This window comes from Streptomyces sp. MS19 (genome assembly GCF_047200595.1).
Taxonomy (GTDB): Bacteria; Actinomycetota; Actinomycetes; order Streptomycetales; family Streptomycetaceae; genus Streptomyces.
The window spans coordinates 64,112-83,104 of sequence record NZ_JBJZOH010000019.1 but is presented as its reverse complement, the minus strand read 5'-3'; the positions used below and the strand labels follow the sequence as shown (position 1 = coordinate 83,104).

13 protein-coding genes are annotated in these 18,993 nt (G+C 71.9%); 7 read left to right on the top strand and 6 right to left on the bottom strand.

The genetic code is table 11. From position 1 onward, the window contains the following. Positions 1-5: 5 nt before the first annotated feature. Entirely contained in the window at positions 6-1,448 is a 1,443-nt protein-coding gene (locus tag ACL02R_RS18995; protein ID WP_412798135.1) for a toxin glutamine deamidase domain-containing protein, read from the bottom strand. A gap of 312 nt (positions 1,449-1,760) precedes the next feature. Here ACL02R_RS18995 and ACL02R_RS18990 point away from each other — a divergent pair, with 312 nt between their 5' ends. Then, a complete protein-coding gene (locus ACL02R_RS18990) occupies positions 1,761-2,123 on the top strand; it encodes an ASCH domain-containing protein (protein ID WP_412798134.1) in 363 nt (120 codons plus the stop codon). A 10-nt stretch (positions 2,124-2,133) separates the two neighbouring features. On the opposite strand, the gene ACL02R_RS18985 is transcribed toward ACL02R_RS18990, so the two are convergent. Beyond that, the gene (locus tag ACL02R_RS18985) at positions 2,134-3,042 is read right to left on the bottom strand and encodes a serine/threonine dehydratase (RefSeq protein ID WP_412798133.1); all 909 of its coding nucleotides are present in this window, start codon (positions 3,040-3,042) and stop codon (positions 2,134-2,136) included. A gap of 214 nt (positions 3,043-3,256) precedes the next feature. Between ACL02R_RS18985 and ACL02R_RS18980 the strand changes: the two genes are divergently transcribed. Beyond that, positions 3,257-4,477, top strand: coding sequence for an amidohydrolase (locus tag ACL02R_RS18980; protein WP_412798132.1), 1,221 nt, complete (start codon positions 3,257-3,259; stop codon positions 4,475-4,477). Between the two features lie 46 nt (positions 4,478-4,523). On the opposite strand, the gene glgB is transcribed toward ACL02R_RS18980, so the two are convergent. From glgB to ACL02R_RS18960, 4 genes are all read right to left on the bottom strand, one after another. Beyond that, positions 4,524-6,707, bottom strand: a complete 2,184-nt coding sequence (gene glgB, locus ACL02R_RS18975) for a 1,4-alpha-glucan branching protein GlgB (RefSeq protein WP_412798131.1) — start codon at positions 6,705-6,707, stop codon at positions 4,524-4,526. Positions 6,708-6,799: 92 nt separating this feature from the next. Then, positions 6,800-8,275 carry a maltokinase N-terminal cap-like domain-containing protein gene (locus ACL02R_RS18970; protein WP_412798130.1) on the bottom strand — a complete coding sequence of 492 codons (1,476 nt, stop codon included), beginning with the start codon at positions 8,273-8,275 and terminating at the stop codon, positions 6,800-6,802. 206 nt (positions 8,276-8,481) lie between these two features. Next, a complete protein-coding gene (gene treS / locus ACL02R_RS18965) occupies positions 8,482-10,185 on the bottom strand; it encodes a maltose alpha-D-glucosyltransferase (RefSeq protein ID WP_412798129.1) in 1,704 nt (567 codons plus the stop codon). Continuing rightward, positions 10,182-12,218, bottom strand: coding sequence for an alpha-1,4-glucan--maltose-1-phosphate maltosyltransferase (locus tag ACL02R_RS18960; RefSeq protein ID WP_412798128.1), 2,037 nt, complete (start codon positions 12,216-12,218; stop codon positions 10,182-10,184). Before ACL02R_RS18960 ends, treS begins: the two co-directional genes overlap by 4 nt. A 740-nt stretch (positions 12,219-12,958) precedes the next feature. On the opposite strand from ACL02R_RS18960, the gene ACL02R_RS18955 reads away from it, so the two are divergent. The 5 genes from ACL02R_RS18955 to ACL02R_RS18935 all read left to right on the top strand — a co-directional run bounded on the left by ACL02R_RS18955 (position 12,959) and on the right by ACL02R_RS18935 (position 18,938). Further along, a complete protein-coding gene (locus ACL02R_RS18955) occupies positions 12,959-14,626 on the top strand; it encodes an ABC transporter substrate-binding protein (RefSeq protein ID WP_412798127.1) in 1,668 nt (555 codons plus the stop codon). A gap of 136 nt (positions 14,627-14,762) precedes the next feature. Then, positions 14,763-15,767 (top strand): ABC transporter permease, encoded by a 1,005-nt coding sequence (locus tag ACL02R_RS18950; protein ID WP_412798126.1) that lies wholly within the window; start codon positions 14,763-14,765, stop codon positions 15,765-15,767. After that, positions 15,767-16,720 (top strand): ABC transporter permease, encoded by a 954-nt coding sequence (locus ACL02R_RS18945; protein ID WP_412798125.1) that lies wholly within the window; start codon positions 15,767-15,769, stop codon positions 16,718-16,720. Before ACL02R_RS18950 ends, ACL02R_RS18945 begins: the two co-directional genes overlap by 1 nt. A gap of 5 nt (positions 16,721-16,725) precedes the next feature. Next, complete coding sequence (locus ACL02R_RS18940; RefSeq protein ID WP_412798124.1) at positions 16,726-17,760, top strand: ABC transporter ATP-binding protein; 1,035 nt, start codon at positions 16,726-16,728, stop codon at positions 17,758-17,760. Beyond that, positions 17,757-18,938: an ABC transporter ATP-binding protein gene (locus tag ACL02R_RS18935; RefSeq protein ID WP_412798123.1), complete on the top strand. Its 1,182-nt coding sequence runs from the start codon at positions 17,757-17,759 to the stop codon at positions 18,936-18,938. Before ACL02R_RS18940 ends, ACL02R_RS18935 begins: the two co-directional genes overlap by 4 nt. The last annotated feature ends 55 nt before the right edge of the window (positions 18,939-18,993 follow it).

The window sequence follows — 18,993 nt, the reverse complement described above, 5'->3', positions numbered from 1 at the left end:
CCGTGCTATCGGTATGGCAGGTGGGCTATGGTCACCCCTTCTTCCAATTGCGCCAACTGGCCCGATTGGCCATCCAAGTAGACGACTCCATGAGGGGTGTTGATCGCGTTGAAGACGTGGGCGCTATCCGATCTGCCAATGTACACGATGCTCCTGGAGCCCACTCCTCTGCGGATTAAGTCTTCCGTGATTTCGTCGTAGTTGTTCACGAGCTGATAGCTGATGCCTTCTGCGCCCAGTGCGCGCTGGTTGGGCCATTGGCCTCCAGGGAGAGGGGCTGCGCCCACCTCGATACCGTCGAGCCTGCGATCGACCGTGACAACGCAATTGGAACAGTTATCGGTATAGCCGGGATGTCCGGTGTTGTTCACGTCCCGCAGCCACGGGTAATTGGCGTCGATGAATCGCTCGGCTTCGGCCGGGCTCATCGAGCCGGCGTGGATGGGCCCGGTCGGCGGCCTGGACCTGCTTCCGACGCGACGTAGCGCGGCGGCCATGCCCCGGAGGCCGCCCCTTGCGGCGGTGAGGCCGCCGCGGAGGCCGCGGGCGAGGCCGCCGAGCGTGGTGAGGCCCTTCATGCCCGGAATGCAGTCCAAAGCCGCGAACGCGACGTCGAGGAGGCCCGCTTCGCCGCGTGCGTATCTGATGAGGGTATCGGTCAGGACGACGAGTGCGGCGGCGAGGACAACCCACGCGAGGGGCCCGCCGATGATCATCACGACGACGCCGAGGACGGCGACGACGATCTTGCATACCTCGACTATCGAGTCCCAGTTCTCGGTGACCCAGTGGACGGCGTCCTGCCACCACTTGCGGTTGTGGATACCGGCGTCGGACGCCTCGTCGATGTCGCGGGCTGCCTGTCGTGCGGCTTCCTCGCGTGTTTCCCTGGCCTGGCGCGCGAGTTCACGGGCGGCGTCGAGGGAGTCCTGTGCGGTGTCGACGCGGGCCTGTGCGGCGTCGCGGGCCTTGTTCGCCGCCTGGCGGTCGCGGGTGGCGGCGCGCACCTGCGCCTCGTCCGGCGGCGGCGCGCCCGCCCGTTCCCCTTCGCGCTGGAGGCGCTCAGCCTCGTCCCCGGCCCGTCCGACCCAGTTCTGCGCGCTGCCCAACGAGCCTTGCGCGGCGGTGAGGTCGGCCTGCGCCGCGATGGCCCGGTCCAGGGCGCGGTCCGCCTGGCCCTGCGCGGTCTGCAACGTGGGCCAGTACGTATGGAGTGCCTGCGCGCATAAGTCGTAGGAGTCCCGCAGCTTCTCCAGGTTGCCCGGCACGCCGTCGAACTCGTTGCGGAACGCGTCGGCGGAAAGCCCCGCCCAGTCCTGCACCGCGCGGTCGGAGGCGAGACTCCGGACCTTGCCCAGCGCCTCGGCGACATCGTCGGAGAACGCCTGTAACTCGTCCGCCAGCGCGCGGACTTCCTCCGGATCACCCGGTGTCGGGTCCGAGTCCATCCCCACCGGACTCCAGTCGGACGCACGGGCCACAGCCAACACCCCCCCTGTGTCGGAATGATCACCTTCGGTGATCCTAGTCCATGGGGTGTGAGTCCAGGAAGGCCGAATGGCGCGGCAGCGCGGCACGGTCGGCGCCGCGGGTGAGCGGTGGCGTGTGCGCCGGGGGGTGTGCGGTGGGGCGTGCGGGGGGTTGTGGTGCTTCGGGTCCTTGTGTCCGTGCGGAAGGTGGCGGGCAGAAGTGGAGGAGGGGCTGCTTCCGCGCCGGGTGGCCCCGCCTCTCCCGCCGAGCCCGAAGGGCAGTCTCCTGCGATGGCCACTCCTCCCGCTCCCGCCGCGCGTGAGCACCTCCTCAGCATCCGCAAGGTCTGGTTCGACCTCGTGGGGCGGGGGTTGAAGACGGTCGAGGTCCGCGTGGGCCATCCGAAGATCCGCCGCATCGCGCCGGGCGACCTGCTGTACCTGACCGCCGACCACGCCACGCGGCGCACGCGCGTCGTGCGCGTCGCCGCGTACGCCTCGTTCGCCGAGCTGCTCGACGCCGAGGACCCCGCCGCCGTGGGCGGTCCCGGCGCGGATCGCGAGGCGGTGCTGTCCGCGCTGCGGGAGATCTACCCGCCGGAGAAGGAGGCGCTCGGGGTCTACGCCCTCCAGCTCTCGCGCGACGGCGACTGACCGCCGCCCGTCACGCCAGGTCGGACGGGTCCGTGTTCGCGCCGCACAGGACCACGCACGTCTCGGCCGGGGAAGGCGAGGACAACGCCCCCGCGTACGCCGCCGCGGCGCCGTGCTCGACCGCGATCCGGTGTTCGTCCCACAACAGCCGCCTGGCGGCGGTGATGTCCTGGTCCCGCACGAGCACCGATGTCGTGTGCGGGCGGCGCGCCCAGTGCAGCGCCTCGGCCGAGACGCGGCGCGCGCCCAGCGAGTCTGCCGCGACCGACCGTACGGGCACGTCCACCGGCGCCCCCGCCTCCAGCGCCGCGTTCAGGGCCCGGCTGCCCTCCGGTTCGACGGCGACGACGCGCACGCCGTGCCGCTCCGCCGCCGCGGCGACCCCGGCGAACAGCCCGCCGCCGCCCACCGCGACGACCACCGTGCCGATCGAGGGGCGGGCCGCGAGGATCTCCGGCAGCAGCGTGCCGGCCCCGGCGGCGATCAGCGGATCGTCGTACGCGTGCGACCCCAGCGCGCCGTTCGCCGCCGTGAACGCCGCGCACGCCTCCGCGGCCTCCGCGTACTCGCGCCCCACCCGGCGCACGTCCGCCCCCAGGCGCCGCAGGCGCGCGACCTTCACCCCGGGCGCGGTCTCGGGGACGAACACCGTCGCGGGAACGCCCTGCCGCCCGGCCGCCCACGCGCAGGCGAGGCCCGCGTTGCCGCCGGACGCGATGGTCAAGCCCGCCGCCGGGATGGTGCCCGACTCCCGGTGCGCCGCCGTGAAGTTGAGCGCGCCGCGCGCCTTGAACGTGCCGGTGTGCTGGAGGAACTCCAGCGCGAACCAGAGCCGCTCACCGGCGTGCGCCAGTGCCACGGGGCGCGTGCCGCCCGTGACGCGCCGGGTGGCGGCCTCGATGTCGTCGTAGCCGATCACCGCCGCAGTCTAGGCCGGGGGCGGCACCGGGCGCGGGGAGGTGATAACCGTCACACGCGTCCCAGCCGTCACGTTCCCCGGGCCCGCCCATGGCCGGAAAAGGCCGTCGGGCGGCGGCCGTCGGGCAGGGCGCGGCCGGAGGCGGCGGTGGACGGCGGGGGCCGGACCGTTACCCATCCCCTGCAAAGGGCACCGTGGGATAGGTTCAGTGGCCATGGATATTGCGATCAGATCAGGTCATGTCGTCCCCGTCACCGGCGACCCCATCGACGGCGGCACCGTGCTCATCATCGACGGCAAGATCGCCGCCGTGGGTCCCGACGCCGAGGTGGACGTCCCCGAGGGCGTGCGGACGGTCGACGCGGCCGGCCGCTGGGTGGTCCCCGGTTTCGTGGAGGCGCACGGCCATATCGGCATCCACGAGGAGGGCGAGGGCTGGGCCGGCAACGACACCAACGAGATGACGGACCCGGTCGGCGCCCGCATGCGCGCCCTGGACGCCATCAACCCGGCCGACACCGGCTTCAAGGACGCCCTCGCGGGCGGCGTGACCAGCGCCGTCATCAAGCCCGGCTCCGGCAACCCCATCGGCGGCCAGACCGTCGCCCTCAAGTGCTGGGGCCGCAGCGTGGACGAGATGCTGATCCGCCAGCCCGTCAGCGTGAAGAGCGCGCTGGGCGAGAACCCGAAGCGCGTCTACGGCGACAAGAAGCAGCTGCCGTCCACGCGCCAGGGCGTCACCGCCGTCATCAGGGACGCGTTCGGCAAGGCGCGGGACTACCGCGCCAAGCGCGAGTACGCCGCGAGTGAGGGCAAGCCGTTCGAGCACGACCCCACCCTGGAGGTCCTGGTCAAGGTCCTGGACGGCGAGCTGCCCTGGTGCCAGCACACGCACCGCGCGGACGACATCTCCACGGCGCTGCGCCTGGCCGACGAGTTCGGCTACCGCGTGGTCATCAACCACGCGACCGAGGGCCACCTGCTGGCCGACGAGATCGCCCGCCGCGACGTGCCGGTGATCAGCGGCCCGCTGTTCACCACCCGCAGCAAGGTCGAGCTGCGCGAGCGCACCCTCGCCAACCCGGGCATCCTCGCCCGCGCCGGGGTCAAGGTCGCCATCACCACCGACCACCCCGTCGTGCCGATCAACTTCCTCGTCCACCAGGTGACCCTGGCGGTCAAGGAGGGCCTGGACCGCGACGTGGCGCTGCGCACCATCACCGCCAACCCCGCCGAGATCCTCGGCCTGGACGACCGGGTCGGCTCGCTCAAGCCGGGACTGGACGGCGATGTCGTCATCTGGTCGGGCGACCCGCTGGACGTGATGAGCCGCGCGCTGAACGTCTTCGTGGACGGCCGCGAGGTCTACACGTGGGACGAGGCGACCCGTACGGGCACCGTCGTGGACCCGTACTACCGCGAGGCGCTGGTCTGACGCACGCCACCGGCCCGGCGCACCCGCCGCCGGGCCGGGTGCCGCGTCAGGCGGGCCGCAGCCAGACCGTCGCCAGCGGCGGCAGCGTCAGCGACAGCGCGCCCGCCGCGTCGGCCTTCAGCGGCCCGGGGTTGGTGACGCCGCTGCCGCCGTACGCGAGGTCGTCCGTGTTGAGCACCTCGGTCCAGCCGGGCGCCTGCCCTGGCGGCGTGAGCCGGTAGTCGTGCCGCACGACGGGGGAGAAGTTGCAGGCGACGAGCAGCGGGGTGCCGTCCGCCGCGTGCCGCGTGAAGGCGAGGACGTTGTCGCCCGCCGCGTCGGCGAGCAGCCAGCGGAAGCCCGCCGGGTCGGTGTCCAGCTCCCACAGCGCGGGCGTCGCGCGGTAGACGGTGTTCAGCGACCGTACGAGCCGCTGCACGCCGCGGTGGTCACCGGCGGCCGGCCAGCTGTCGTCCAGCACCCACCACTGCGGCCCCTCCGCCTCCGACCACTCCGCGCCCTGCGCGAACTCCTGGCCCATGAACAGCAGTTGCTTCCCCGGGTGCGACCACATGAAGCCGAGGTACGCCCGCAGGTCCGCCCGCTGCCGCCACCAGTCGCCCGGCATCTTCGCGACCAGCGCGCCCTTCCCGTGCACCACCTCGTCGTGCGAGATGGGCAGCACGTAGTTCTCGGAGTACGCGTAGACCATCGAGAACGTGATGTCGCCGTGGTGCCAGGCCCGGTGCACCGGGTCCTTGGACATGTAGACCAGCGAGTCGTGCATCCAGCCCATGTTCCACTTGAAGCCGAAGCCGAGGCCGCCCTGGTCCGTGGGCCGGGTGACGCCGTCCCAGGCGGTGGACTCCTCGGCGACGGTGACGACGCCCGGCGCGCGCCGGTAGACCGTCGCGTTCATCTCCTGGAGGAACGCGACCGCGTCCAGGTTCTCCCGCCCGCCGTGCTCGTTGGGCAGCCACTCGCCGTCCTCGCGCGAGTAGTCGAGGTACAGCATCGAGGCCACGGCGTCCACGCGCAGCCCGTCCACGTGGAACTCCTCGCACCAGTAGACCGCGTTGGCCACCAGGAAGTTCCGCACCTCGCGGCGCCCGAGGTCGAACTCCAGCGTCCCCCAGTCGGGGTGCTCGGCGCGGCGCGGGTCCGGGTGCTCGTAGCAGGGCGTGCCGTCGAACCGCGCGAGCGCCCACTCGTCCTTCGGGAAGTGCCCCGGCACCCAGTCGATCAGCACCGCGATCCCGGCCCGGTGCAGGGAGTCCACGAGGTGGCGGAAGTCGTCGGGCGTGCCCAGCCGGGCGGTCGGCGCGTAGTAGCCCGTCACCTGGTAGCCCCAGGAGCCGCCGAACGGGTGCTCCGCCGGGGGCATCAGCTCGACGTGCGTGAAGCCGAGGTCGGAGACGTATGCGGGCAGCTCCTCGGCCAGGGTCCGGTAGGTCGCGCCTGGCCGCCACGACGCGAGGTGCAGCTCGTAGACCGACATCGCCTCCGCGTGCCAGTGCCGCCCCGCCCGCGCGTTCATCCACGCCGCGTCGCCCCAGGTGTACGTGCTCTCCTCGACGACGGACGCGGTGGCGGGCGGGCGCTCCGTGCGCCGCGCCATGGGGTCGGCGCGCAGGGTGTGCCCGCCGTCGGGGCGGCAGATGTCGAACTTGTACAGCGTCCCCGCGCTCACGCCCGGCACGAACAGCTCCCACACCCCGGACGAGCCCAGCGACCGCATCGGGTGCGCCCCGCCGTCCCACCCGTTGAAGTCCCCGGCGACGCGGACCCCCCGCGCGTTCGGCGCCCACACGGTGAACCGCGTCCCGCGCACGCCCTGGTGCGTCATCACCCTGGCGCCGAGCGCGTCCCACAGCCGCTCGTGCCGCCCCTCGCCGATCAGGTGCAGGTCGAAGCCCCCGAGCGCGGGCAGGAAGCGGTACGGGTCCTGCTGGCGGCGCACGTCACCGTCCCCGTACGTGACTTCAAGTTCGTACGCCGGGACGCCGCGCGCCCCGGCCTCCAGTGGCACGACCCCGGAGAACAGGCCGTCGCCCTCGGAACGCAGCGGCGTGCCCAGGACGCTCACCCCGCGCGCGCCGGGGCGCAGCGCGCGCACCCGCAGGGCACCGCCGGGCTCGGGGTGCGCCCCGAGCAGCGCGTGCGGATCGTGGTGGGCGCCGGAGAGGAGACGGGTCCGGTCGTCGGCGGACAGCGCGGTGGGCGCGGCGGGCACGGAAGGCACGGAAGGCACAGCGCGGCTCCTGGGGGGTCGGGTCTGGCGGGGGAGCGGCCACGCCGTCCGGCGCGGGCACGCGGTGGGGGCGGGCGCCCGGCGTCCGGTGCTCAGCCGGGCGCTGCGGCGAGGCGGCGGACGGCCGCCATCGGGACGTGCAGCCAGGCGGGGCGGTGCCTGGCCTCGTACAGGACCTCGTAGATCGCCTTGTCCGTCTCGTAGGCGCGCAGCAGGTCGAGCTGGCCCATCGGGTCCTGGCCGCCCGCCTCGGCGTAGCCCTGGCAGTAGGCGGCGCGGTTGGCGCGCGACCAGCTGTCCACCCAGGGGCCGCCCGCCGGGTGCTGGCAGGCCGCGTAGTCGAACGAGCGGAGCATTCCGGCGATGTCGCGGACCGGCGGTCCCGGCCTGCGGCGGTCGGCGAGCGGCCTGGCGGGCTCGCCCTCGAAGTCGATCAGGTGCCACGTGCCGCTCTCCGGGGTGTGCAGCACCTGCCCGAGGTGCAGGTCGCCGTGGAGCCGCTGCGCGACGCAGGTGCCGCCGCGCCGCGCGAACTCGCCGACGGTGTCGAACGACCGGTGCAGCCCGGCGCGGTACGGGCGCAGCGCGGGCACGGCCTCGGCCGCCTCGTCGAGCCGCCTGCCCATGGCGGCGGCGATCCGTTCGAGCTGCTCGCGGCCGAGGCGCACGGTGGGCAGGACGGCGGCGAGCGCCGTGTGCACCTCGGCGGTGGCGCGGCCGAGGGAGCGGGCCGAGCCGGTGAAGTCGGTGCGTTCCGCCAGGGAGCGCAGGGCGAGCTGCCAGCCGTCGGACGAGCCGGCGAGGAACGGGGCGAGCACGCCGAGGGTCATCGGCTCGTCGGCCGCGCCGCCGCCCTTCTCACGGGCCTGCTGCGGCGGGGGCGGTGGCGTCGCCTCGAACCAGGCGGACGGCGCGGGCACGCGGTCCGAGCCCGCCTCGGCGAGGGCGAGCGGCAGTTCGAGGTCCGGGTTGACGCCGGGGCTGACGCGGCGGAAGAGCTTGAGGATGTGCGTCTCGCCGTACACGACCGACGTGTTGGACTGCTCGCCGGTCAGGACGCGTGCGGCCAGGCCCGAGGGGATGGCCGAGCCGGGCGCGCGGCCGAACGTGAGGCCGCCGAGCCGTCCAGGGGCCCGCAGCCGCTCCAGCAGGAGGGCGGCGAGCCGCGCGTCGTGCAGCGCCTCGTAGACGGCCTTCCCGCGCAACGGGCCCTCGGTGGGGCGGCCGACGAGGGCGGGGCCGAGGGTGGGCGGCAGGGTGGGGCGTACGCCCAGCAGCAGCTGGTAGCAGTCGCCGCCGGAGGAGGCGCCCTCCTGGCCGCCGAGCCGGGTGCGCACCAGCAGGTGCAGCAGCCCGGGGATGGGGCCGCCGCCGGTGCAGGGAAGCAGCTCGGTGGCGGAGACGAGGGTCAGTGAGTTCAGCGGACGGCCCTTGCCCGCGAACCACCGCTGCCGTGGCATCCAGCGTGCGAGCAGTCCCGTGAGGGACCGCAGCAGATCGCTGGCCTGCGGCGCGGTGGCGAGCGGGAGGCGCGCCGGAACCGTCCGGGGTGAGGAGCTGTCCGACATGGCGTCCTTTCCCCGGGCACGAAAATATGTGGCGAAGTGTCCCGGATTGCGGCGATCGAAGCCCCGTGGTGCGGGACGTGTCGTGAAGGACCGACCGAGCGGGTGAGGCCCGTAACACATATGGAGTGCTTTGGGTAGAACTGGGGGACAGGGAAACGCTTACCCCCGGACCACCGGGGGTAAGCCTCTCCCGTTCCTGTTACGTCCTACTGCTCGGTCCCTTTACGGAGCCGGAACCAGTAGAAGCCGTGCCCCGCCAGCGTGAGCAGGTACGGCAGCTCCCCGATCGGCGGGAACCGCACGCCGCCGATCAGCTCCACGGGCACGCGCCCCGTCCACGCGCGCAGGTCCAGCTCGGTCGGCTGCGAGAAGCGCGAGAAGTTGTTCACGCACATCACCAGGTCGTCGCCGTACTCGCGCAGGAACGCGAGGACGGACGGGTTCGACGACGGCAGCTCGCTGTACGTGCCGAGGCCGAAGGCGTGGTTCTGCTTGCGGATCTCCACCATCCGCCGCGTCCAGTGCAGCAGCGACGCCGGGCTGCTCATGGCGGCCTCGACGTTGGTCACCTGGTACCCGTACACCGGGTCCATGATCGTCGGCAGGAACAGCCGGCCGGGGTCGCAGGAGGAGAAGCCCGCGTTCCGGTCGGGGGTCCACTGCATCGGCGTGCGCACCGCGTCGCGGTCGCCGAGCCAGATGTTGTCGCCCATGCCGATCTCGTCGCCGTAGTACAGGATCGGCGAGCCCGGCAGCGACAGCAGCAGCGCGGTGAACAGCTCGATCTGGTTCCTGTCGTTGTCGAGGAGCGGCGCGAGGCGCCTGCGGATGCCGATGTTGGCGCGCATCCGCGGGTCCTTCGCGTACTCCGCGTACATGTAGTCGCGCTCCTCGTCGGTGACCATCTCCAGGGTCAGCTCGTCGTGGTTGCGCAGGAAGATGCCCCACTGGGCGTGGGCCGGGATCTGCGGGGTCTTGGCCAGGATCTCCGAGACCGGGTAGCGCGACTCGCGGCGCACGGCCATGAAGATGCGCGGCATGACGGGGAAGTGGAACGCCATGTGGCACTCGTCCCCGCCCTTGTCGTAGTCGCCGAAGTAGTCGACGACGTCCTCGGGCCACTGGTTCGCCTCGGCGAGGATCACCGTGTCCGGGTAGTGCGCGTCGATCTCGGCGCGCACCGACTTCAGGAACGCGTGCGTCTGCGGGAGGTTCTCGCAGTTGGTGCCCTCCTCGGCGAAGAGGTACGGCACCGCGTCGAGGCGGAAGCCGTCGATGCCGAGGTCCAGCCAGAACCGCAGCGCCGACATGATCTCCTCGCGCACGGCCGGGTTCTCGTAGTTGAGGTCCGGCTGGTGCGAGAAGAAGCGGTGGAAGAAGTACTGCTTGCGGACCGGGTCGAACGTCCAGTTGGACGACTCGGTGTCGACGAAGATGATCCGCGCGTCCGCGTACCCCTTGTCGTCGTCGGCCCACACGTAGTAGTCCCCGTACGGGCCTTCCGGGTCCTTGCGTGACTCCTGGAACCACCGGTGCTGGTCGCTGGTGTGGTTCATGACGAAGTCGATGATGACCCGCATGCCGCGCTGGTGCGCCGCGTCCACGAACTCCACGAAGTCGGCCAGGTCGCCGAACTGCGGGAGCACGTCGGTGTAGTCCGAGACGTCGTACCCGCCGTCCCGCAGCGGGGACGCGAAGAAGGGCGGGAGCCAGAGGCAGTCCACGCCGAGCCACTGGAGGTAGTCGAGCCTGGCGGTGAGCCCCTTCAGGTCACCGATTCCGTCACCGTTGCTGTCCTGGAAGGACCGGACAAGGACCTCGTAGAAGACCGCTCGCTTGAACCACTCCGGGTCCCGGTCGCGGGCTGGCGTGTCCTCGAACGTGTCGAGGACCGGCTCATTGACGCTCATGGTGTGGGTGACCCTCCGGTCTGTGAGGACGGTCGCAGGGTGAGGATGTGGGCGGACGAGGCGTACGCATCCGCACGGCCCGGCTCAAGCCGCACATAGTTGTCCCTGCCCCAGTGATAGGTCGCTCCGGTGAGCTCGTCGCGCACCGGGAAGGGTTCGGCGCCGCCTTCCTGCGCTGGCGTGAGACCGCACCCTTGGAGTTGCGCCATATCCAACGAGATCGTCGCTTCGTGGGTGTGGTGCGGATCGAGGTTGACCACTGTCAGCACGCAGTCGGCCTCCGGTGTCCGCGTGCGCTTGGAGTACGCCAGGATGTGGTCGTTGTTGGAGCCGTGGAAGCGCAGGTCGCGCAGCTGGCGCAGCGCCGGGTGGCGCCGCCGCAGCGCGTTCAGCAGCGTCACGAGGGGCGTGATGCTGCGGCCCTCGGCGTCCGCGCGCGCCCAGTCGCGGGGGCGCAGCTCGAACTTCTCCGAGCCGGCGTACTCCTCGCTGCCGGGCGCCGCCGCCGTGTTCTCGCACAACTCGTAGCCGGCGTACATGCCCCAGGTGGGCGAGAGCGTCGCGGCCAGCACGGCGCGCGTCTCGAAGGCCGCGCGCCCCCCGTGCTGGAGGTAGGCGTGCAGGATGTCGGGCGTGTTGACGAAGAAGTTCGGCCGCATGTAGGCCGCCGCCGCGCCGCTCAGCTCGGTGAGGTACTCGGTCAGCTCGTGCCGGCCGTTGCGCCAGGTGAAGTACGTGTACGACTGCTGGAAGCCGATCTGCGCCAGCGTGTGCATCATCGCGGGCCGCGTGAACGCCTCGGCGAGGAAGACGACGTCCGGATCGGTCCTGTTGATCTCCCCGATGACCTTCTCCCAGAACACCACCGGCTTCGTGTGCGGGTTGTCCACGCGGAAGATCCGCACGCCGTGCGCCATCCAGTGCCGCAGCAGCCGCAGCGTCTCCGTCACCAGGCCGGGGAAGTCGCGCTCGAACGAGATCGGGTAGATGTCCTGGTACTTCTTCGGCGGGTTCTCGGCGAACGCGATCGTGCCGTCCGCCCGCCGCCTGAACCACTCCGGGTGCTCCTTCACCCACGGGTGGTCCGGGCTGCACTGGAGCGCGAAGTCCAGCGCCACCTCCATGCCGAGCGACGCCGCCGTGGCGACGAAGTGGTCGAAGTCGTCGAGCGTGCCGAGGTCCGGGTGGACCGCGTCGTGCCCGCCGTCGGCCGAGCCGATCGCCCACGGGCTGCCCACGTCGTCCGTCCGCGCCGTCAGCGCCCCGCCGGGGCCCTTGCGGAACGAGGTGCCGATCGGGTGCACCGGCGGGAGGTACACCACGTCGAACCCCATGGCCGCCACGGCGGGCAGGCGTTCCGCCGCCGTGCGCAGCGTCCCGGAGACCGGCGGCCTGCCCCGGCGCACCCGCGCGCCCTCCGAGCGCGGGAACATCTCGTACCACGAGCCGTACAGCGCCCGTTCGCGCTCCACGGTCAGCGGCATGGGCCGCGACGAGGTGACCAGTTCCCGCAGGGGGCTCCCGTCGAGGGCCGTCACGACGTCCGGCGCCAGCGCGGTGGCGAGACGTTCCTCCGGGCCGAGCGCCGGGTCGAGCAGGGCGCGCGCGGCGGCGAGCACCGCCTCCTTGCCCGCGCTCCGGGGCACGCCCGCGGCGGCGCGCCGGTGCAGTTCGGCGCCCTCGCGCAGGGTCAGTTCCACGTCCACCCCGGCGCCGACCTTGATTCCGGCCACCTGGCGCCAGCTCGCCACGGGGTCGCTCCACGCCTCGACCGCGAACGTCCAGCGCCCCACCGCGTCGGGCGTCACGTCCGCGCCCCAGCGGTCGGTGCCGGGGGCCAGTTCCCGCATCGGTGTCCACGGGCCCACCCGGCCCTTGGGGTCGCGCAGCACCACGTTCGCGCCCACCGCCTCCGCGCCCTCGCGGAAGACGGTCGCGCTGACCTGGAACGTCTCGCCCGGCACCGCCTTGGCGGGGCGGCGTCCGCAGTCCACGCGCGGCTGGACGTCGAGGACGGGGATGCGACCGATCATCTGGGAATCACCTGGTGGTGTCGAAGGCGGGCCGGTTACGTCGTCAGGGGGACTCACCCCGGCTTGTCGGGATTTCGTCCTTTGTATCTTCTTTGCATGTGAATGGCTGGTTTCGAGCATGGCCGCTCCCCTGCGCGTTCACTCGGGTGGGGGTGGCGCATCGCTGCGCCCGCTGACGCGTCTGCCTTGGAGAGACTTTCCGGACTTGGCGGGACCACACCGGTCCGGTTTCCGCCATGTCGTCCCGGAAACCCCTCCGGGTGTCCCGGCGGGGGCCCGAGCGCCCCGGCGGAACCGGGGAAAACCGCGGGAAATCGGGGGATGTGCGGGCCGCGGAACCGGTGCCGGATGTGCGGACGGGCCACATCCAGTCTGGCGCGGCCGGTCATCCGGGGCGTTGCGTCCGTATTTCCGGCAGCGCATGTTTCCGCGCGGTGGTCCGCGGGTGTGCGCCGGGCGCCGTCGCCCGGCGGCGCGGCACGCCCGCGCGTGCCGCCCGCGGGTGTGCGCCGGGCGTGTGTGACCGGGGTGTTGCGGGTGTGTCAATCGCGTGTCGCCGGAGCGTGCGAAGTGTATTCGATCTTGACAACTCGCCTGTGCAGAAAGTGACTTGTCGCTATTTGATGCCCACATCTCAGGTCGGTATCGCCGGTCTACGCGCGGTTCCCAGTCATGTGCCTGACCAGTAATGTGCCGTCCACCGGAAGGCCCCTACCACCGCCGACCCCTTGAGGTGGACGATGCGCATAGCAAGACCCAAGGCCGCGAGGATGCTTGCGGCGGCCCTGGCGATCGGACTCTTCGCCACCGCTTGCGCCAGCGAGCGTGACGACGAGGAATCGTCGGGCGACACGGAGACGTTCGTCTTCGGTGCCGCCGGAGACCCGGCCGCGCTCGACCCGGCCCTCGGGAGCGACGGCGAGACCTTCCGGATCACCCGTCAGGCGTTCGAGGCGCTGCTGGAGCACGAGCCCGGCGGCACCGAACTGGTCGGCGGACTCGCCGAGACCTGGGAGAGCAACGAGGCCGGCACCGAGTGGACCTTCCACCTGCGGGACGGCGTCACCTTCCACGACGGCGGCGAGCTGACCGGTGAGGTCGTCTGCGCCAACTACAACCGCTGGTACAACTGGACCGGCACGTACCAGAACCCGACGCTCTCCTACTACTGGGGCTCCGTCTTCGGCGGCTTCGCGCAGAACGAGAGCGAGGACACCAGCCCCTCGAACTACGTCGGCTGCACCGCCCCCGACGAGCAGACGGCGGTCATCGAGATCGCCGAGCCGTCCGCGAACTTCCCCGGCGCCTTCTCCCTCCAGTCCTTCTCCATCCTGTCCCCGGACAGCCTGGACGCCATCGAGGGCGACGACCCGAGCGGCGAGGGCGAGAACGTCACCTTCCCCGACTACAGCCAGGAGGCCGGCACGATCGCCGGCACCGGCCCGTTCAGCCTCGCCGAGTGGGACAAGTCCAACGGCGAGGTGACGCTGGAGCGCTTCGACGACTACTGGGGCGAGCCCGCGGGCGTCGACGAACTGGTCTTCCGCACCATCCCCGAGGAGGACGCGCGGCGCCAGGCGCTCCAGGCCGGGGACATCGACGGCTACGACCTCGTGGCCCCCGCCGATGTCGAGACGCTGGAGTCCGACGGCTTCCAGGTCCCGGTCCGCGGCGTCTTCAACATCCTCTACCTCGGCATCACGCAGGAGAACAACCCCGCGCTCGAACAGCTTGAGGTGAGGCGGGCCATCGCCCACGCCCTCGACCGGCAGAACATCGTGGACACCCAGCTGCCCGAGGGCGGCACCGTGGCCACCCAGTTCATCCCGGACACGGTGGACGGCTACTCCGAGAACGTCACCACGTACGACCACGACCCGGAGCTGGCCCAGGAACTGCTGGCCGAGGCCGACGCGTCCGACCTGTCCGTGGACTTCTGCTACCCGACCGAGGTCACCCGCCCGTACATGCCGGCCCCGGCCGACATCTACGAGCTGCTGCGCGCCGACCTCGAAGCCGTCGGCATCACCGTCAACCCGGTGCCGCTCAAGTGGAACCCGGACTACCAGGAGACCACCCGCGCCGGCAACTGCGGCCTCTACCTCCTGGGCTGGACCGGCGACTTCAACGACGCCTACAACTTCCTCGGCACCTGGTTCGCGGACTACAGCCTGGAGTGGGGCTTCCGGGACGCGGAGCTGTTCGAGATGATGGCCGCCGCCGCGACGGAGCCGGACGTCACCACCCGCGTCGCCGAGTACCAGGCGCTGAACGAGTACATCATGGACTTCCTGCCCGGTGTGCCGATCTCCAGCTCGCCCCCGTCCATCGTGTTCTCGCCCGACGTGAACCCGCCGACGGTCTCCCCGCTCACGCAGGAGAACTTCGCAGAGGTCTCCTTCAGGTAACGCGCCGTCGCGCACGGCCGACCCGCCCGGTCACGGCACACCGTGACCGGGCGGTCCCCTGAGGGCCGGAGAGAGAACCCGGCCGGCCCCCCGAAGCACGTGAGCCAAGAGAGCCAAGAGAAAGGCCACCCCGCCGGTGCTCCGTCTCATCGTCCGCAGACTGTTGCAGCTGATACCCACGCTGCTCGGTCTTTCGGTACTCCTCTTCGCGTGGCTGCACCAGCTGCCCGGCGGCCCGGCCTCCGCGCTGCTGGGCGAACGCGCCACGGAGGAGGACCGCCGCGCCATCGAGGAGGCCCTCGGCCTCGACGACCCCGTGTGGGTCCAGTACGGCCGCTGGATGCAGCGGCTCGTCCAGTTCGACTTCGGGGAGTCGGTCCGTACCGGGCGCCCGGTGTGGGAGGAGTTCCTCCAGCGTTTCCCCGCCACCGTCGAACTCGCCTTCGCCGCCATGCTGATCGCCGTCGTCGTCGGCATCCCGCTCGGCTACTTCGCGGCCCGCAGGCGCGGCTCCTGGCTCGACCTCACCGCGGTCTCGGGATCGCTCGTCGGCATCTGCATCCCCGTCTTCTTCCTCGGCTTCATCCTCCGCGCGGTCTTCGCCGTCAACCTCGGCTGGCTGCCCAGCTTCGGCCGCCAGTCCACCGGCATCGACGCGACGGAGATCACCGGCTTCTACGTGCTCGACGGCCTGCTGACCGGCGAGTGGGACGCCTCCTGGGACGCGATCGAACACCTCGTGCTCCCCGGCCTCGCCCTCGCGTCCATCCCGCTGGCCGTCATCGTCCGCATCACCCGCGCCAGCGTCCTCGACGTCCTGGGCGAGGACTACGTGCGCACCGCCGAGTCGAAGGGCCTGCGCCGCCGCGTCGTCCGCTCCCGCCACGTGCTGCGGAACGCGCTGCTGCCCGTCGTCACCACGGTCGGCCTCCTCACCGGCAGCCTGCTGTCCGGCGCGGTGCTCACCGAGTCGGTCTTCGCGTTCGGCGGCATCGGCTCGTTCATCCGCGACGCGATCGACACGCGTGACTACCCGGTCCTCATGGGCTTCATCCTCTTCATCGCGCTGCTCTACGTCGCCATCAACCTGCTGGTCGACCTCGCGTACAGCGTCATCGACCCGAGAGTCCGGGTGAACTGATGAGCAAGACGGCAGAGAAGATCGACCGGCTCGCCGAGCTGACCACCCGCACCGCCCCCGCCTCCGGCGGCAGCCTGTGGACCGAGGCACTGCGCCGCCTGCGGTCCAGCAAGATGGCGCTGATCGGCGGCGCGGTGATGGCGCTGTTCGTCGTCGTCGCGATCGTCGGCCCCTGGGTCGCGCCCTACGACCCGACCGCCCAGACCTGGCGTGGCGAGGTCTTCACCAACCGCGGCATCTTCGTCGGCCCGCGCGGCGACAACTGGCTCGGGCTCGACCACCTGGGCCGCGACATGTTCTCGCGCATGCTGGTCGGCGCACGGCAGACGCTGCTGGTCGGCGTCGTCTCCACGGTCCTCGGCTTCGTCGTCGGCGCGCTCGTCGGCGGCCTGTCCGGCGCGGCCCTCGCGTTCGGCGGCAAGGCGGGCCGGCGCCTGGACACCGTCCTGATGCGCTTCATCGACATGATGCTCGCGCTGCCCTCGCTGCTGCTCGCCGTCAGCGTCGCGGCCATCCTGGGGCAGAGCCTGACGACGGTGATGATCGCCGTCGGCGTCATCCAGATCCCGGTGTTCGCCCGCCTGCTGCGCGGCTCGATGCTCGCGCAGGCGGCGTCCGACTACGTGCTGGCCGCGCGCGCCCTGGGCGTACGCCGCCGCCGCATCGTCCTCGCCCACGTGCTGCCGAACTCGCTCGGCCCGGTGATCGTCCAGACGACGCTGGCTCTGGCCACGGCCATCATCGAGGCCGCCGCCCTGTCCTACCTGGGACTCGGCAACCCGGACGCGTCCCAGCCCGAGTGGGGCGTCATGCTCTCGCAGGCGCAGCGGTTCTTCGACGGTGAGCCCATGATGGCCGTCTACCCGGCCCTCGGCATCATCATCACCGCCCTCGGCTTCACCCTGCTGGGCGAGGCCATGCGCGAAGCCCTCGACCCGAAACTGCGGAGCTGACGCACATGCCCCTGCTCACCGTGGACGAACTGACGGTCACCTTCGCCGGGCGCGGCGGCCCCGACACCACCGCAGTCTCCGGCGTCTCCTTCACCGTCGACCAGGGCGAGGTCGTCGGCCTGGTCGGCGAGTCGGGCTGTGGCAAGAGCGTCACGTCGCTCGCGCTCATGGGCCTGCTCCCCGCCAAGGGCGTACGGGTCGGCGGCACCGCCCGCTACACCGGCACCGGCACCGAGGCCGACCTGCTGACGCTGCGCCGCTCCGCCCTGCGCGACCTGCGCGGCACCCAGCTCGCGATGATCTTCCAGGACCCGCTGTCCTCGCTGAACCCGGTCGTCCCCATCGGCGTCCAGGTCACCGAGATCCTCAACCGCCACCGCGGTCTGCGCGGCGACGCGGCCCGCAAGGAGGCCGCGTCACTGCTGGACCGCGTCGGCATACCCGACCCGACGCGCCGCCTCAAGGAGTACCCGCACCAGCTGTCGGGCGGCATGCGGCAGCGCGCGCTGATCGCCATGGCCGTCGCCTGCGCCCCCCGGCTGCTGATCGCCGACGAGCCGACCACCGCGCTCGACGTCACCATCCAGGCGCAGATCCTCGAACTGCTCAAGGAACTCGTGGACGACCAGGGCACCGCGCTGCTGATGATCACGCACGACCTGGGCGTGGTCGCGGGCCTGTGCGACCGGGTCAACGTGCTGTACGCGGGCAAGGCCGTCGAGACGGCGGACCGGCGCCGCCTGTTCGCCGACCCGGCGCACCCGTACACCCACGGCCTCCTCGGCTCCATCCCCCGGCTCGACGCCCCGCGCGGCGACCGGCTGAACCCGATCCGCGGCTCCATCAACGACCGCATCGCGTGGGAGGACGGCTGCGCCTTCGCCCCCCGCTGCGACTCCTACACGCCGGAGTGCCTCGGCGGCCCGCCCGCGCTCGGTGACCGCCCCCGCGCGGGCGCCGCCGCACCGCCCGGGGGCCACCAGGTCCGCTGCGTCCACCCGGTGGACACCACCGCCGAGGCCACGGAGGTCTCCCGATGAGCCTGCTCGAACTGGACGACGTCAAGGTCCACTTCCCCGTGAAGCGCGGCCTGCTCTTCGACCGGACGGTCGGCCACGTCTACGCGGTGGACGGTGTGTCGCTGTCCGTCGAGGCCGGGCAGACGTACGGCCTGGTCGGCGAGTCCGGCTGCGGCAAGACGACGCTGGGCCGCGCCGTGCTGCGGCTGAACGACATCACGGCGGGCCGCGTCGTCTTCGACGGCACCGACCTGGCCGCCCTGCCGTCCGAGGAGATGCGCCGCGCGCGCCGCCGCCTCCAGATGGTCTTCCAGGACCCGCTGGGCAGCCTGAACCCCCGGCAGAACATCGAGTCGATCCTCGCCGAGGGCATGGCCGCGCACGGCATCGGCGCCACGCGCGAGGAGCGCCGGGAGAAGATCCTCGGCATCCTCGACCGGGTCGGCCTGCCCGCGAGCGCGCTGTCGCGCTATCCGCACGAGTTCTCCGGCGGGCAGCGGCAGCGCATCGGCATCGCGCGCGCCCTCGTCCTCGCACCCGATGTGATCATCTGCGACGAGCCGGTGTCCGCGCTTGACGTGTCGATCCAGGCGCAGGTGCTGAACCTGCTGGAGGAGCTCCAGGACTCGCTCGGCCTCACGTACCTGGTCATCGCGCACGACCTCGCGGTGGTCCGGCACATCTCGGACCGCATCGGCGTGATGTACCTCGGCTCGCTGGTCGAGGAGGCGCCGAGCGACGCGCTGTACGCCGAGCCGCGCCACCCGTACACGCGGGCCCTGATGTCGGCGGTGCCGGTGCCCGACCCGGTCGTGGAGGAGACGCGCGAACGCATCCTGCTGCGCGGCGACCTGCCCTCACCGGCCGCGCCGCCCGCGGGCTGCCGCTTCCACACGCGCTGCCCGTGGCGGCAGCCGGAGCGCTGCGACACCGAGCGGCCCGCCCTCACCGACATGGGGGACGGGCACCGGGTGGCCTGCCACTACGCGGCGGAGATCGCCGCCGGAACGCTCCTGCCGACGCGCGAGCTGGCGCCGCGCGAGCTGCGCGAGACGGAAGCCGACGGCCCAGACACCACAGACACCACAGACACCACAGACACCTCGGAGGTCACCGGAACCCCCGGCGTACCCGTCCAGAAGCCGCCGCCCGCGGCGGACCCCCAGGAGCGGCCCGGCACCGGCGGCATCCCCGCCTGACCGGCCCGATCCCGGCCCGCGCGCCCGGCTCGGCCCCGCCGTCCCCTGGTCCCCG

Bases quoted from the DNA above. Each gene is read 5' to 3' on its own strand.
- ACL02R_RS18995 (WP_412798135.1), bottom strand. From the start codon at position 1,448: ATGGACTCGGACCCGACACCGGGTGATCCGGAGGAAGTCCGCGCGCTG.
- ACL02R_RS18990 (WP_412798134.1), top strand. From the start codon at position 1,761: ATGGCCACTCCTCCCGCTCCCGCCGCGCGTGAGCACCTCCTCAGCATC.
- ACL02R_RS18980 (WP_412798132.1), top strand. From the start codon at position 3,257: ATGGATATTGCGATCAGATCAGGTCATGTCGTCCCCGTCACCGGCGAC.
- ACL02R_RS18970 (WP_412798130.1), bottom strand. From the start codon at position 8,275: ATGTCGGACAGCTCCTCACCCCGGACGGTTCCGGCGCGCCTCCCGCTC.
- treS (WP_412798129.1), bottom strand. From the start codon at position 10,185: ATGAGCGTCAATGAGCCGGTCCTCGACACGTTCGAGGACACGCCAGCC.
- ACL02R_RS18960 (WP_412798128.1), bottom strand. From the start codon at position 12,218: ATGATCGGTCGCATCCCCGTCCTCGACGTCCAGCCGCGCGTGGACTGC.
- ACL02R_RS18955 (WP_412798127.1), top strand. From the start codon at position 12,959: ATGCGCATAGCAAGACCCAAGGCCGCGAGGATGCTTGCGGCGGCCCTG.
- ACL02R_RS18945 (WP_412798125.1), top strand. From the start codon at position 15,767: ATGAGCAAGACGGCAGAGAAGATCGACCGGCTCGCCGAGCTGACCACC.
- ACL02R_RS18940 (WP_412798124.1), top strand. From the start codon at position 16,726: ATGCCCCTGCTCACCGTGGACGAACTGACGGTCACCTTCGCCGGGCGC.
- ACL02R_RS18935 (WP_412798123.1), top strand. From the start codon at position 17,757: ATGAGCCTGCTCGAACTGGACGACGTCAAGGTCCACTTCCCCGTGAAG.